General features: G+C 34.9%; 13 protein-coding genes. 11 read left to right on the forward strand and 2 right to left on the reverse strand.

Going from position 1 to position 12,683, the window contains the following annotated elements; genetic code table 11:
- The first annotated feature begins 2 nt into the window (after nucleotides 1-2).
- The 9 genes from infA (at nucleotide 3) to eno (ending at nucleotide 6,094) form a co-directional block, all read left to right on the forward strand.
- A complete protein-coding gene (gene infA, locus CL818_RS03705; RefSeq protein ID WP_013186926.1) occupies nucleotides 3-218 on the forward strand; it encodes a translation initiation factor IF-1 in 216 nt (71 codons plus the stop codon).
- 9 nt (nucleotides 219-227) lie between these two features.
- A complete protein-coding gene (gene ykgO / locus CL818_RS03710; protein ID WP_010519235.1) occupies nucleotides 228-344 on the forward strand; it encodes a type B 50S ribosomal protein L36 in 117 nt (38 codons plus the stop codon).
- A 2-nt stretch (nucleotides 345-346) separates the two neighbouring features.
- A complete protein-coding gene (rpsM, locus tag CL818_RS03715) occupies nucleotides 347-721 on the forward strand; it encodes a 30S ribosomal protein S13 (RefSeq protein WP_013186927.1) in 375 nt (124 codons plus the stop codon).
- 9 nt (nucleotides 722-730) lie between these two features.
- The gene (rpsK, locus tag CL818_RS03720; protein ID WP_013186928.1) at nucleotides 731-1,144 is read left to right on the forward strand and encodes a 30S ribosomal protein S11; all 414 of its coding nucleotides are present in this window, start codon (nucleotides 731-733) and stop codon (nucleotides 1,142-1,144) included.
- An 85-nt stretch (nucleotides 1,145-1,229) separates the two neighbouring features.
- Complete coding sequence (gene rpsD, locus CL818_RS03725; protein ID WP_013186929.1) at nucleotides 1,230-1,835, forward strand: 30S ribosomal protein S4; 606 nt, start codon at nucleotides 1,230-1,232, stop codon at nucleotides 1,833-1,835.
- A 95-nt stretch (nucleotides 1,836-1,930) separates the two neighbouring features.
- Nucleotides 1,931-2,923 (forward strand): DNA-directed RNA polymerase subunit alpha, encoded by a 993-nt coding sequence (locus CL818_RS03730; protein ID WP_041240931.1) that lies wholly within the window; start codon nucleotides 1,931-1,933, stop codon nucleotides 2,921-2,923.
- A 65-nt stretch (nucleotides 2,924-2,988) separates the two neighbouring features.
- The gene (gene rplQ / locus CL818_RS03735) at nucleotides 2,989-3,459 is read left to right on the forward strand and encodes a 50S ribosomal protein L17 (RefSeq protein WP_013186931.1); all 471 of its coding nucleotides are present in this window, start codon (nucleotides 2,989-2,991) and stop codon (nucleotides 3,457-3,459) included.
- Nucleotides 3,460-3,596: 137 nt separating this feature from the next.
- Nucleotides 3,597-4,718, forward strand: coding sequence for a glutamine-hydrolyzing carbamoyl-phosphate synthase small subunit (gene carA / locus CL818_RS03740; protein ID WP_272973401.1), 1,122 nt, complete (start codon nucleotides 3,597-3,599; stop codon nucleotides 4,716-4,718).
- Between the two features lie 89 nt (nucleotides 4,719-4,807).
- A complete protein-coding gene (gene eno / locus CL818_RS03745; protein WP_013186933.1) occupies nucleotides 4,808-6,094 on the forward strand; it encodes a phosphopyruvate hydratase in 1,287 nt (428 codons plus the stop codon).
- A gap of 94 nt (nucleotides 6,095-6,188) precedes the next feature.
- On the opposite strand, the gene CL818_RS03750 is transcribed toward eno, so the two are convergent.
- Nucleotides 6,189-6,920 (reverse strand): T9SS type A sorting domain-containing protein, encoded by a 732-nt coding sequence (locus tag CL818_RS03750; RefSeq protein ID WP_013186934.1) that lies wholly within the window; start codon nucleotides 6,918-6,920, stop codon nucleotides 6,189-6,191.
- A gap of 3 nt (nucleotides 6,921-6,923) precedes the next feature.
- A complete protein-coding gene (locus CL818_RS03755; RefSeq protein ID WP_286971663.1) occupies nucleotides 6,924-9,719 on the reverse strand; it encodes a S8 family serine peptidase in 2,796 nt (931 codons plus the stop codon).
- 804 nt (nucleotides 9,720-10,523) lie between these two features.
- Between CL818_RS03755 and CL818_RS03760 the strand changes: the two genes are divergently transcribed.
- Nucleotides 10,524-11,810: a citrate synthase gene (locus CL818_RS03760; RefSeq protein WP_272973402.1), complete on the forward strand. Its 1,287-nt coding sequence runs from the start codon at nucleotides 10,524-10,526 to the stop codon at nucleotides 11,808-11,810.
- An 84-nt stretch (nucleotides 11,811-11,894) separates the two neighbouring features.
- The coding region (locus CL818_RS03765; protein WP_286971666.1) for a dimethylarginine dimethylaminohydrolase family protein at nucleotides 11,895-12,683 on the forward strand (789 nt) is incomplete at its 3' end.

Genomic DNA, 12,683 nt, shown 5'->3' on the forward strand with positions numbered 1-12,683 from the left:
TTATGGCAAAACAACCGCCGATAGAACAAGACGGAACAATAATAGAAGCACTTTCAAACGCGATGTTTCGTGTAGAGTTAGAAAATGAGCATGTGGTAACGGCTCATATATCTGGAAAGATGCGTATGCACTACATAAAATTATTACCAGGAGATAAAGTAAAATTAGAAATGAGCCCTTACGATTTAACAAAGGCTCGTATAACTTATAGATACTAAACATTCATTATGAAAGTTAGAGCATCCATTAAAAAGAGAAGTGCCGACTGCAAGATTGTACGCAGAAAAGGCAGATTGTACGTGATTAACAAAAAGAATCCTAGATTCAAACAAAGACAAGGATAATTATGGCAAGAATTGCAGGTGTTGATATACCAAAACAAAAGCGAGGAGTTATAGCATTAACCTATATCTTCGGAATTGGCAGAAGTAGAGCCCAAGAAGTTCTTAAGAATGCTAATGTAAGTGAAGACAAAAAAGTATCAGACTGGAATGATGAGGAAATCAGTAGAATTCGTCAGCAGGTAGGTCAGTTCACTATTGAAGGTGAATTACGTACAGAAGTGTCTTTAAGCATTAAGCGTTTAATGGATATTGGTTGTTATCGTGGTATTCGCCACAGAAGTGGTTTACCATTACGTGGTCAGCGTACTAAGAACAACTCTCGTACTCGTAAAGGAAAACGTAAAACTGTTGCTAACAAGAAGAAGGCAACTAAATAATAAGTAGTAATGGCAAAACAAGTAAAAGGTAAAGCTGGTGCAGCTAAAGCCAAAGCTAGAAAACGTAAAGTTGCTGTTGAAGCATTTGGAGAAGCACATATCTCTGCATCTTTCAACAACATTATCGTTTCTTTAACCAATAAGAAAGGTGATGTAATCTCTTGGTCTTCTGCAGGTAAGATGGGCTTTAGAGGATCTAAGAAAAACACTCCTTACGCTGCTCAATTAGCAGCAGAAGATGCAAGTGGTGTTGCTCATGAAGCTGGTTTACGTAAAGTAAAAGTATATGTGAAAGGTCCTGGAAATGGTAGAGAATCTGCTATCCGTTCTATTCACAATGCAGGAATTGAAGTAACAGAAATTATTGATGTTACTCCAATGCCTCACAATGGTTGTCGTCCACCAAAAAGACGTCGAGTTTAATAAATATCAATAGTAAAAGACCTAAGACTGTCGAAGGATTAACTTTAGACCTTAATTCATAGTCTCTTTTACACAAACTTTAGAAATGGCAAGATATACTGGTCCAAAAACTAAGATAGCTCGTAAATTTGGCGAAGCTATTTTCGGAGAAGATAAATCTTTTGAAAAAAGAAATTATCCTCCAGGTCAACACGGTAATAACCGTCGTCGTGGCAAAAAATCTGAGTACGCTATACAATTAGCAGAAAAGCAAAAAGCAAAATATACTTACGGTATATTAGAGCGTCAATTTAGAGGATTATTTAAGAAAGCAACAGCTGCAACAGGTATTACTGGTGAGGTGTTGTTACAACTTTGTGAATCTCGTCTAGATAACGTTGTTTACCGTATGGGAATTTCTCCTTCTCGTCCAGGTGCTAGACAATTAGTATCACACAGACATATAACTGTAAATGGTGAGTTAGTAAATATTCCTTCTTACCAACTTAAAGCTGGTGATGTTGTAGGTGTAAGAGAGAAATCTAAATCTTTAGATGCTATCCAATCATCTTTATCAAACAACTCTACTGTTTACGAATGGATAACTTGGAATAACGAAAAGAAAGAAGGTACTTACGTAAGTGTACCAGGAAGAGTTCAGATTCCAGAGAACATTAATGAGCAATTCATCGTCGAATTATACTCTAAATAATATTTAATCCATTGGTATTGGGCCAAAGGGTTTTTAAGTATTCTTCAAACTTTTAAACCGCGCAACCTAATAACAATTAAAACGAAGACACAAAAATGGCAATATTAAATTTTCAGAAGCCCGATAAAGTAATCATGATTGATTCAACCGATTTCGAAGGTAAATTCGAATTTCGTCCGTTGGAGCCTGGTTATGGTTTAACAGTAGGTAATGCACTAAGACGTGTATTATTATCTTCTTTAGAAGGTTTCGCAATTTCTTCTGTACGTGTTGAAGGTGTAGATCATGAATTTTCTACAATTTCAGGTGTTGTTGAAGATGTAACTGAAATCATATTAAATTTAAAACAAGTACGTTTTAAAAGACAAATTGACGAAGTAGACAATGAAACTGTAACTATGAATATTTCTGGTCAAGAGCAGTTAACTGCTGGTGATTTCCAGAAATTCATTTCAGGATTCCAAGTATTGAATCCAGATATGGTAATTTGTAATATGGACAAAAAAGTGAACCTTAATATAGAAATTACTATAGAAAAAGGTCGCGGATATGTTCCAGCAGAAGAAAACAAGAAAAGTAACGCACCAATAGGTACAATTTTCACAGATTCTATTTTTACCCCTATAAAAAATGTAAAATATAGTATTGAAAACTACCGTGTTGAGCAAAAGACAGATTACGAAAAGTTAGTTTTTGAAATCCAAACAGATGGTTCAATACATCCTAAAGATGCTTTAACTGAAGCTGCTAAGACTTTAATACATCACTTTATGTTATTTAGTGATGAGCGCATCACCCTAGAGGCAGATGAGATTGCTCAAACTGAAACTTATGATGAAGAGTCTTTACATATGCGTCAGTTATTAAAGACTAAGTTAGTAGATATGGATCTTTCTGTACGTGCACTTAATTGCCTTAAAGCTGCAGAAGTAGATTCATTAGGAGACTTAGTTTCTTATAATAAGAACGATTTAATGAAATTTAGAAACTTCGGTAAAAAGTCTTTAACAGAATTAGAAGAACTTGTAAACAACAAGGGACTTAATTTTGGAATGGATCTTTCAAAATATAAATTAGATAAAGATTAGTAATACATCATATTTTGCTCCTTTAAAAATAAGTTGCAGCAAGATGATGATTTAAACAACCTGTCATGAGACACAGAAAAAAAGGAAATCACTTAGGACGTAAAACAGCGCATAGAAAAGCTATGTTAGCTAATATGGCTTGTTCCCTAATTGAGCACAAAAGAATAAATACAACTGTTGCTAAAGCTAAAGCTTTAAAAATGTTTGTAGAGCCTTTAGTAACAAAATCTAAGGAAGATACTACCCACAGCCGTCGTCTAGTATTTAGCAAATTGCGTAATAAATATGCAGTAACTGAATTATTTAGAGACGTAGCACCAAAAGTAGGAGATCGTCCAGGTGGTTATACACGTATTATTAAGCTTGGAAACAGACTTGGTGATAACGCTGATATGGCAATGATTGAGTTGGTTGACTTTAATGAGCTTTATACTGCTGGTAAACCAGAAAAGAAAACTCGTAGAAGTCGTCGTGGTGGAGGTAGCAAAACTGCTGCAGCTGCAACAGAAACTAAAGCAAACAAAGAAGAAGAGTAATAATGACTCGACACTTAGTTATATAGGAAAAAAGGATAAGTTGAAAAACTTGTCCTTTTTTTTTGACTCATATTTAAAACAAACCCAAAACAATATTTGGTTTTTATATTTTTGCAAAACTTTAATGATAACATACTATGAGATATCAAGATCATAAACCCGCATTAATTTTATTGGCAGATGGCACCATTTTTCATGGTAAATCTGTAGGAAACGTAGAAGGCACCACTTTTGGTGAAGTATGCTTTAATACTGGTATGACTGGTTACCAAGAAATCTTTACAGACCCATCTTATTTTGGTCAGATTATGGTAACTACCAACGCTCATATTGGTAACTACGGTACTTTTTCTGATGATGTAGAAAGTGACGATATTAAAATTGCTGGCTTAGTTTGCCGTAATTTTAGTTATAATTTTTCAAGACAACGTAGTGATATGTCTCTTGAGCAGTTTTTAAAAGAAAACAACTTATTATCTATCTCGAACGTAGACACTCGTGCACTTGTTGCATACATAAGAGATAATGGCGCTATGAATGCTGTAATTTCAACACGTGTAAATGAAATAGACGCTCTTAAAAAAGAATTAGCAGAAGTGCCTTCAATGGCTGGTTTAGAGCTTGCATCTAAGGTGTCTACTAAAGAGCCGTATTTTATTGGAGAGAAAGATGCAAAATATAAAATCGCTGCTTTAGACATTGGAGTAAAGAAAAACATACTTAGAAACTTAGCTAAAAGAGATTGTTACGTTAAGGTTTTTCCATACAATTCTACATACGAGGAGATGGGTAAATTTAATCCAGACGGATATTTCTTATCTAATGGACCTGGAGATCCAGAACCTTTGAAAGATGCTATTACATTAGCTAAGACTATTATTGAAAAGAACAAACCTTTGTTTGGTATTTGTTTAGGGCATCAAGTTATAGGATTAGCAATAGGCGTATCTACATATAAGATGCACAATGGTCACCGCGGTATAAATCACCCTATAAAAAACCTTACTACTGGTAAAGGAGAAATTACATCTCAAAACCACGGGTTCGCGATTAATATTGAGGAAGCAGAAAATCATCCAGATATCGAAGTTACTCATCGCCATCTCAATGATAATACTATTGCAGGCTTAAAACATAAATCTAAAAACTGCTTTTCTGTACAATACCATCCAGAAGCAAGTCCAGGTCCAAATGACGCGACATATTTGTTTGATGATTTTATTACATTAATAGAAAATTCAAAACCAGTAACTGCTTAAGGCGAAAACGTTATAGGTTAAAGCCTATAAAAAATAGTTATTTTAAAGATCCTTTTCTGTAATTTTCAGAAAAATAGAACCTATAAATTATGAGTATAATAATTGATATTAGAGCAAGACAAATATTTGATTCAAGAGGAAACCCAACGGTAGAGGTAGATGTTATTACAGAAAACGGTGTGCTTGGCCGTGCAGCAGTTCCTTCAGGAGCTTCAACTGGAGAGCACGAAGCGGTAGAGTTACGTGATGGTGGTAAAGCATATATGGGTAAAGGCGTGCAAAAAGCTGTTGATAACGTAAACTCAATCATTGCTCAAGAGTTAATGGGTGTTTCTGTTTTTGAGCAGGAATATATCGATAAACAAATGTGTGAGATAGATGGTACAGCTAACAAATCTAAGCTAGGAGCTAATGCTATTTTAGGAGTATCATTGGCTGTTGCAAAAGCTGCCGCAAATGAATTAAACTTACCATTGTATAGATATGTTGGTGGCGTAGCTGCTAAAACACTGCCAGTACCAATGATGAATATCATAAATGGCGGCTCACATAGTGATGCACCAATTGCTTTTCAAGAATTTATGGTAATGCCTGTTAAAGCAAAAAACTTTACGCATGCAATGCAAATGGGTTCTGAAATATTTCATAACCTTAAAAAAGTACTTCACGAAAGAAATTTAAGCACGGCAGTAGGAGATGAAGGAGGTTTTGCGCCAACTTTAGATGGTACAGAAGATGCTTTAGACAGTATTAAGCTAGCTGTTGAAAATGCAGGGTACACTTTTGGTGATGAGATTATGATTGCATTAGACTGTGCGGCAGCAGAGTTTTATGTAGATGGTAAATACGATTATAAAAAATTTGAAGGCGAATCTGGAGTTACAAGAACCTCAGAAGAACAAGCTCAATATTTAGCAGACCTTACCAAAAAATATCCAATTATTTCTATTGAAGATGGTATGGATGAAAACGATTGGAATGGTTGGAAATCTTTAACTGAGAAAGTAGGCGATAATGTACAATTAGTAGGAGACGATTTATTTGTGACTAATGTTGAAAGACTTTCTAGAGGTATAAAAGAAGGTATCGCCAACTCAATTCTTATTAAAGTAAACCAAATAGGAACATTGTCTGAAACTATTGCGGCAATCAATATGGCGCAGAATGCAGGTTATACTTGTGTAATGTCTCATAGATCTGGAGAAACAGAAGATAATACTATTGCAGACTTAGCTGTAGCGCTAAACTGTGGTCAAATTAAAACAGGATCTGCATCTCGTAGTGACCGTATGGCTAAGTACAATCAATTACTTCGTATTGAAGAAGAATTGGGTGATACGGCTTATTTTCCAGGCCGCTTGGCGTTTAAAATTTAGTGCAAATACGACGATTGAGCGTGTTATAATGACACAATAGAAAAAGGCTTTCCGTAAGTATGAGGAAAGCCTTTTTTTTAGCTAAAGAAAGGCTTTAGCGTTTTACTAATTTTATAACTTCACGATGACCTTCCGTGTTATTTACATCTACAAGATATAGTCCTGATGGTAATGAGGATACATCTATTATTTCATTCTTGGAAATATTGTCCTTTTGCAAGATCCGTTTTCCTTTAATATTATATATAGTCAAACTAGAAATTGAAGACGGCATCTCATTTATAATGTGAAACACATCTTCCGCAGGATTAGGAAATATGGTAATTTGTTGTCCTGCATTATCCTCAACTCCAAGTGCTGCACTGTTATAAAAGGCCTGATCGCCGTTCTCGTTGGTGATAGTGAGCATCATTGTGCCATCATCTCCAGTAACAATGTTATAAGAAAATGTATTATTGGAGGTATCGTTATGTGTAAGCCAAAAATCATTGTAGTACATACCTTCATAATTTTGATTATCTTCATTAAAACATTGATTAGTAGAGCCTCCCCAGCTTCCTATCGTTGTGAATTCCGAGCTTGTTGAAGAAAATTCATATACGACACTTATAAATGAACAAAACACAACAACTAACTCACTGACTTCTGAATCATAAAATTCAATTTGAGAATCTGAACCCTCACCATTCTCAAAAGGAGGATAATAATTTAAATTATCGAGTGTTATATGATCTAAAGTCCATTCTTTGTCAAGAAGCTGCGAGTCTTGGGCTTGAGCATAATATAAAGTAGTTAGTAAAAAAAATAATATGATTAAGGTTTTCATAACTTATAGTTTTGAAAGATTTAATGAGTCTTGAATTTCGCCATCACACACTAGTATTATACTGTAAATCCCCGAACTCAAATTAGAAATATCTAAAAGTCTACTGGTTTGAGTGGTATCGAGTATATAGTTGTGATGTTGTCCTGTTGCAGTATTAACTACTGATAGGTAAGCAGAACTTGCCTCATCGACTTTATATTGCACTGTAACTAGGTTGTTTGCAGGATTGGGTATTAGACTTTCGAGATAAAAAGGATTAACAGTAATGTCTACATGGTCATAATCTTTAAATCCGTTGAGGTTTGAAATCACTTCTAATTTATAGGTTGAAGTGAATTCGGGATTAACCAATACATTTTCACCAGAATAGAGGAGTGTATTATTTTGGTCATACCAATTGAAAGTGACATCCTCATTTATGGGTGTAGCACTAAGTACTATAAACTCATCCTTTTTTATATCTTGATCTTCACCGGCATTCGCCCTAAAACTACTGCTGGTTTTTTTGTTTATAATGTATTCTTCACCACCAATAAGAGAACCTGTAGTTGCATCCTGTTGCAAAACACTTAATGCAAATTTATCCTTTGATGTAGATTGGTTAGTAAAAAAGTTGAAGGAAACGTATAACGTCCCAATTTCTCCAGCGTCTAATATAATGTTGCCTAGTTTAGAATTGTTGGTGGTGAGAATTTTCTTATAATCATCTTTGGTAGATTTTAGTTGCGATTGGCTTTTTCCACCATCTTGCCAAGCATTATATAAGGTGGTGTCCATTTCTAAACCTACTTCTGCTTCTTCATAAATAGCTTTCCCTTTTTCGTTGGCATCTTTAACAAAAACGAGATCAAATGATTGTTGTTGATTACTGTAATTACCCACAGCGACTACACCACCATAATTAGAACTATTTTCAACGACATCTACAACAGTAGTGTTTTTCCATACAATATTATTGTTGTTCCACACATTCAAGACAATATTGTCGTTTTCAGGGGTAGTCATAGGGTCGTTAGGCGTATCTATGCGAGCCAAAAGGCAAAAATGCCAGGGATTGGGGTTGATATTTTCATAATCTTCGGGATTAGGCACTAGCCATTCAAAAGTCAATATGGCTTCCTGCCCAATATCTAAAGGTGGAATGTTAACTGTTCCAATCTGGTCACCCATAAGAATATCTTCTCCTGTAATAGGATCTGTCATTGTTAAACTGCCATCCCAATGGTCTGGCCAAGATAAAGCTGTGTTGGCTTTAGCCCAATAGAGCTTTAAGGGATCTGATCCTGTAGAGCTATCGCAACTGCTATTGGTTACTCTTACGTAAACGTAATTGGGGTTGTTAGAGTCATATTCAGGATTCTGATGCTCCTTTACTAATAATCCATCATCTTGATTGCGTACCCATATATCCTTGCTTCGGTATGGTTGTGTTGTTAAGGTGTCGGGTTCTTCAAAATTGTCGAGTTGAGAATTTTGCATTGCAAGATCGAGTCCGCTTTCAGGGTTGGTTAAACATTGCGCTTTTAAAACAGCAGCATAGGCATTGATGCGACCTGTTCCTAATTCGCCAATATAGGGTTGATTTAAATCTATGTCATATATGTTATCTGTCGTAGATTCAATAATATCTTTAACTTGTGTTGCTGTGAAATTTGGATTAATGGAGAAAATTAATCCAGCCAGTGCTGAAGCAAGTGGCGTTGATGACGACGTACCGATACCTGCAGTATATCCAGTTTGATTGTTGGATGTTTCCGTGGCAGATAGCACGTAAATACCAGGAGCTGAAACATTGACTTTGTCATTGTGCGTATGAGATGCAAAATTGTTAGGGTTGTCAGGTAGCTGCCTATGAACGTCAATCCAAGATTTAGTTTGGCCAGGAATATTGTCCTGTAAAGTGCCTATAGAAAATCTATGGCCAACGCCTGTAACAGAAATCGCATCATCATAGGAGCCAGGATATCCATAACCATTGCCGTCTGAATCGCAACCCTTTACAGTACCATCTCCCTGAACACCATTGCCTGCACTTGCTACAACTAAAATGTCTTTTGTACGGACATAATCCATAACATCGTCCAGATAAGTTTTGACAGGAGAGCCTTCGCAAATACGCCAACTACAGTTAATTACTCTTACACCAGGATAATCTGCCAATTCTTCCAAACCCGAAACTAGATTGTTACCTCCACCTCCACAGGTAGCAGTTACTAACTTTAAATCTCTACCAAGACTTGATAGTCCTTCATTGTTATCGGTATTTGCTGCTATGATGCTCGCTACAGCTGTTCCGTGAGAAAAATTACTTGGCACGACTTCAATATTGTTAACTATTTGCCCGGTCAAATCGGGATGATTTAACTCGTAGGATGAGTCTACTACTCCTACCAAAATGTTCGAATCACCAGTTGTAATTGCCCAAGCTAATGGCGCATTAATTAATTCTAAAGAAGCATTATTGCCGCCATAAAGTAAGTCTTCGTAATCATTTGGTATCGAAATTTGTGTGTTGTTAACTGCTGTTGTAGTGCTAGTTAATATATTATTATCATCATCTATCTCTTTAAAGTAAGTGATTCCTGTGTTATTAACAAAGTCAGTCACTAAAGTATCATCTTTTATAGATATTATATATACTTTTTTAAGTCGAGGAAGTGAAGTCATTGGAAATGCTTTTTCTATAGAATAGAAAGGTTTCGAATTTAGGAAATCAAAAATAGGATGTGTTTGATTTGTAACTAGTTTTATGGTTTGGTCGGGTTGTATAACTATTTGGCTCCCATCGAGTAAATCCACGCCAATGCCAGAAGCTAGTTCTAAATAAAAGCTTTTATATTCTTGCGATAACAGGGTTGTGCTTAGGCTAAGCAAAACAATGAGAAAGAAAAACTTAATTTTAGTGTGCTTGTGTGCTTGTGTGCTTGTGTGCTTGTGTGCTTGTGTGCTTGTGTAAAGTATTTCATATAGTGATAAATTTTATGGTTGGTTTAATAAAAATTAATTATATATGATTTAACAGGGCCTTATTCTTACTGTTTTATTTCTAAAGAATAAATAAAATCTTTAGTAATTATAGTTTAAACATTTAAATTCAATCAATTCATTAACAGTATTTTAACTTAAAAAATTGAATTTTTTTAGGCTTAGGTCTCGTAGTTAATATAAAGTGTGAATTCAAATTTTTATAAATGGCTTTTTTTATTCGATGTTGTAATGGCATTTTAAATATTATAAGTAGCTGTATTAAAGGTTGTTAATCAGCTTATGTAGGTTTAGACATATATTGTACTGGAGACCTCGAATTGAAGTTTGGTGATATGGGTTCTTTTTCCAAAAGCATCTATTTTCGATAGCATTATTACTGAAAATATATGTTTTATATGAGTCTATATATTATTAGTTTTTCAATAATTGAAAATCATTCTAACATCGGGATTAAGTAATGTAACAAGGGTTTTTATAAGAGTATGATAATACAGATCTAAATGTTTATGATAATTTTATTAAAAAACCATGTTTTCAAGATATGGTTTAATGGTTTCTTAACAGTAGATTTCGTAACTTAGCGAATTCAGAAAAACAATAAAATTTAGAAGAAGAATGTCCAAGAATGCGACTTTAGAATACGAAGGAAAAAAGTACGAATTCCCAGTAATTACGGGAACAGAAAACGAATCTGCCATAGACATTAAGACCTTAAGAGGTGTTACAGGTGGCTTAACTACAATAGATCCAGGTTACAAAAATACAGGCTCTTGTGAAAGTGCAATTACATTTTTAAATGGTGAAGAAGGAATTCTTCGTTACAGAGGATACTCTATTGAAGATTTAGCTGAAAAAGCAAGTTTTTTAGAAACAGCTTACCTGTTAATTTTTGGAGAACTTCCTACTAAAGAACAATTCGAAAAGTTTCATACAGATATTAAATCTCACTCTCACGTAGATGAGGATATTAAGAAAATATTAGACGGTTTTCCAAAGTCTGCACACCCAATGGGCGTGTTGTCTTCACTTACAAATGCATTAATTGCATTTAATCCATCTTCAGTTAATGTAGATTCTGAAGAGGAAATGTATAACGCAATAGTGAAGATTTTAGGTAAATTTCCAGTACTTACAGCTTGGGCCTACAGAAAACGAGTTGGTAAGCCATTAGATTATGGTGATGACTCTTTAGGGTATGTAGAGAATTTCTTAAAGATGATGTTTAAGAAACCTAATGGAGAATATAATGCGTCTTCTACAGTAGTTGAAGCGTTAGATAAATTATTAATACTACACGCAGATCACGAGCAAAACTGCTCTACATCTACTGTACGTATAGTAGGTTCTTCTCATGCAGGATTATTTGCTTCTATTTCAGCAGGAATTAATGCGCTTTGGGGTCCACTTCACGGTGGTGCCAACCAAGCCGTAATCGAAATGCTTGAGGCTATTAAAGAAGATGGTGGAGATACACATAAGTTTATGGAGAAAGCTAAAGACAAGGAAGATCCTTTCCGTCTTATGGGCTTTGGTCATAGAGTTTATAAAAACTTCGACCCAAGAGCTAAGATTATCAAGAAATCTGCAGATGATGTATTAGGTGCTTTAGGTATTGAAGATCCAGTATTAGATATAGCTAAAGGTTTAGAGAAAGAAGCTTTAGAAGATAGCTATTTTGTAGACCGTAAATTATACCCTAACGTAGACTTTTACTCTGGTATTATTTACAGAGCTTTAGGAATACCTACTGAAATGTTTACAGCAATGTTTGCTCTAGGTCGTTTACCAGGTTGGATAGCACAATGGCGCGAAATGCGTTTACGTAAAGAGCCAATAGGAAGACCAAGACAGGTTTACATTGGGGAGAACCACAGAGAATTTAAAGCTGTAGATAAGCGTTAATCTTTTCTCTAAAAAATTATATAGCGTGTTGTTTTTTTTAACGGCACGCTTTTTCATTTAATTATATTTGCAAAAAAAATACCTATGCTTAAACTACACGTTACAAATGAAACCTCTCGGCTTAGAGCGGTTGTATTGGGAAGAGCTAAAAGTAATGGTCCTGCACCAACGCTTGAGGAAGCTTATGATCCTAAATCTAAACTTCATATTAAGGCAGGTACATATCCCAAGGTAGAAGATATGGTTGAGGAGATGAATGCTGTAGCAAAGGTGCTTGAAAAATATGATGTACAGGTGTTTAGGCCAACTATAATAAAAGATTACAACCAAATATTTTCTCGCGATATAGCATTTGTAATAGATGATAAGATGGTAATAGCAAATATATTACCAGATAGAGCAAAAGAGATTGATGCTATAGAGCACGTATGGTCTCAAGTGCCAAAAGAAAATAGAATTAAACTACCTGAGGAAGCTCACGTAGAAGGTGGTGATGTTATGCTTTATGATGATCATATATTTATAGGAACTTATAGAGGTGAAGATTATCCTAGCTATATCACAGCTCGTACAAATATGAAAGCTGTTGAGGCGCTTACAGAGTTATTTCCTAATAAAACAGTAAAATCGTTTAATCTTAGAAAGTCTAATACAATTCCTCAAGATAATGCTCTTCATTTAGATTGTTGTTTTCAGCCTGTAGGAAAAGGAAAAGCAATAATTCATCAAAATGGTTTTTTAGAAGCAGAAGAATATGAATGGTTGGTAAATTTCTTTGGTAAAGACAATGTCTTCGAAATTACAAAAGAAGAAATGTATCACATGAATAGTAATATTTTCAGTATTTCAGAAGATGTAGTTATTTCAGAAAAA

It is taken from the genome of Croceibacter sp., from assembly GCF_002716225.1.
Lineage (GTDB): Bacteria > Bacteroidota > Bacteroidia > Flavobacteriales > Flavobacteriaceae > Croceibacter > Croceibacter atlanticus.

Bases quoted from the DNA above. Each gene is read 5' to 3' on its own strand.
- infA (WP_013186926.1), top strand. From the start codon at position 3: ATGGCAAAACAACCGCCGATAGAACAAGACGGAACAATAATAGAAGCA.
- eno (WP_013186933.1), top strand. From the start codon at position 4,808: ATGAGTATAATAATTGATATTAGAGCAAGACAAATATTTGATTCAAGA.
- rpsD (WP_013186929.1), top strand. From the start codon at position 1,230: ATGGCAAGATATACTGGTCCAAAAACTAAGATAGCTCGTAAATTTGGC.
- carA (WP_272973401.1), top strand. From the start codon at position 3,597: ATGAGATATCAAGATCATAAACCCGCATTAATTTTATTGGCAGATGGC.
- CL818_RS03750 (WP_013186934.1), bottom strand. From the start codon at position 6,920: ATGAAAACCTTAATCATATTATTTTTTTTACTAACTACTTTATATTAT.
- CL818_RS03760 (WP_272973402.1), top strand. From the start codon at position 10,524: ATGTCCAAGAATGCGACTTTAGAATACGAAGGAAAAAAGTACGAATTC.
- rpsK (WP_013186928.1), top strand. From the start codon at position 731: ATGGCAAAACAAGTAAAAGGTAAAGCTGGTGCAGCTAAAGCCAAAGCT.
- CL818_RS03730 (WP_041240931.1), top strand. From the start codon at position 1,931: ATGGCAATATTAAATTTTCAGAAGCCCGATAAAGTAATCATGATTGAT.
- ykgO (WP_010519235.1), top strand. From the start codon at position 228: ATGAAAGTTAGAGCATCCATTAAAAAGAGAAGTGCCGACTGCAAGATT.
- rpsM (WP_013186927.1), top strand. From the start codon at position 347: ATGGCAAGAATTGCAGGTGTTGATATACCAAAACAAAAGCGAGGAGTT.
- rplQ (WP_013186931.1), top strand. From the start codon at position 2,989: ATGAGACACAGAAAAAAAGGAAATCACTTAGGACGTAAAACAGCGCAT.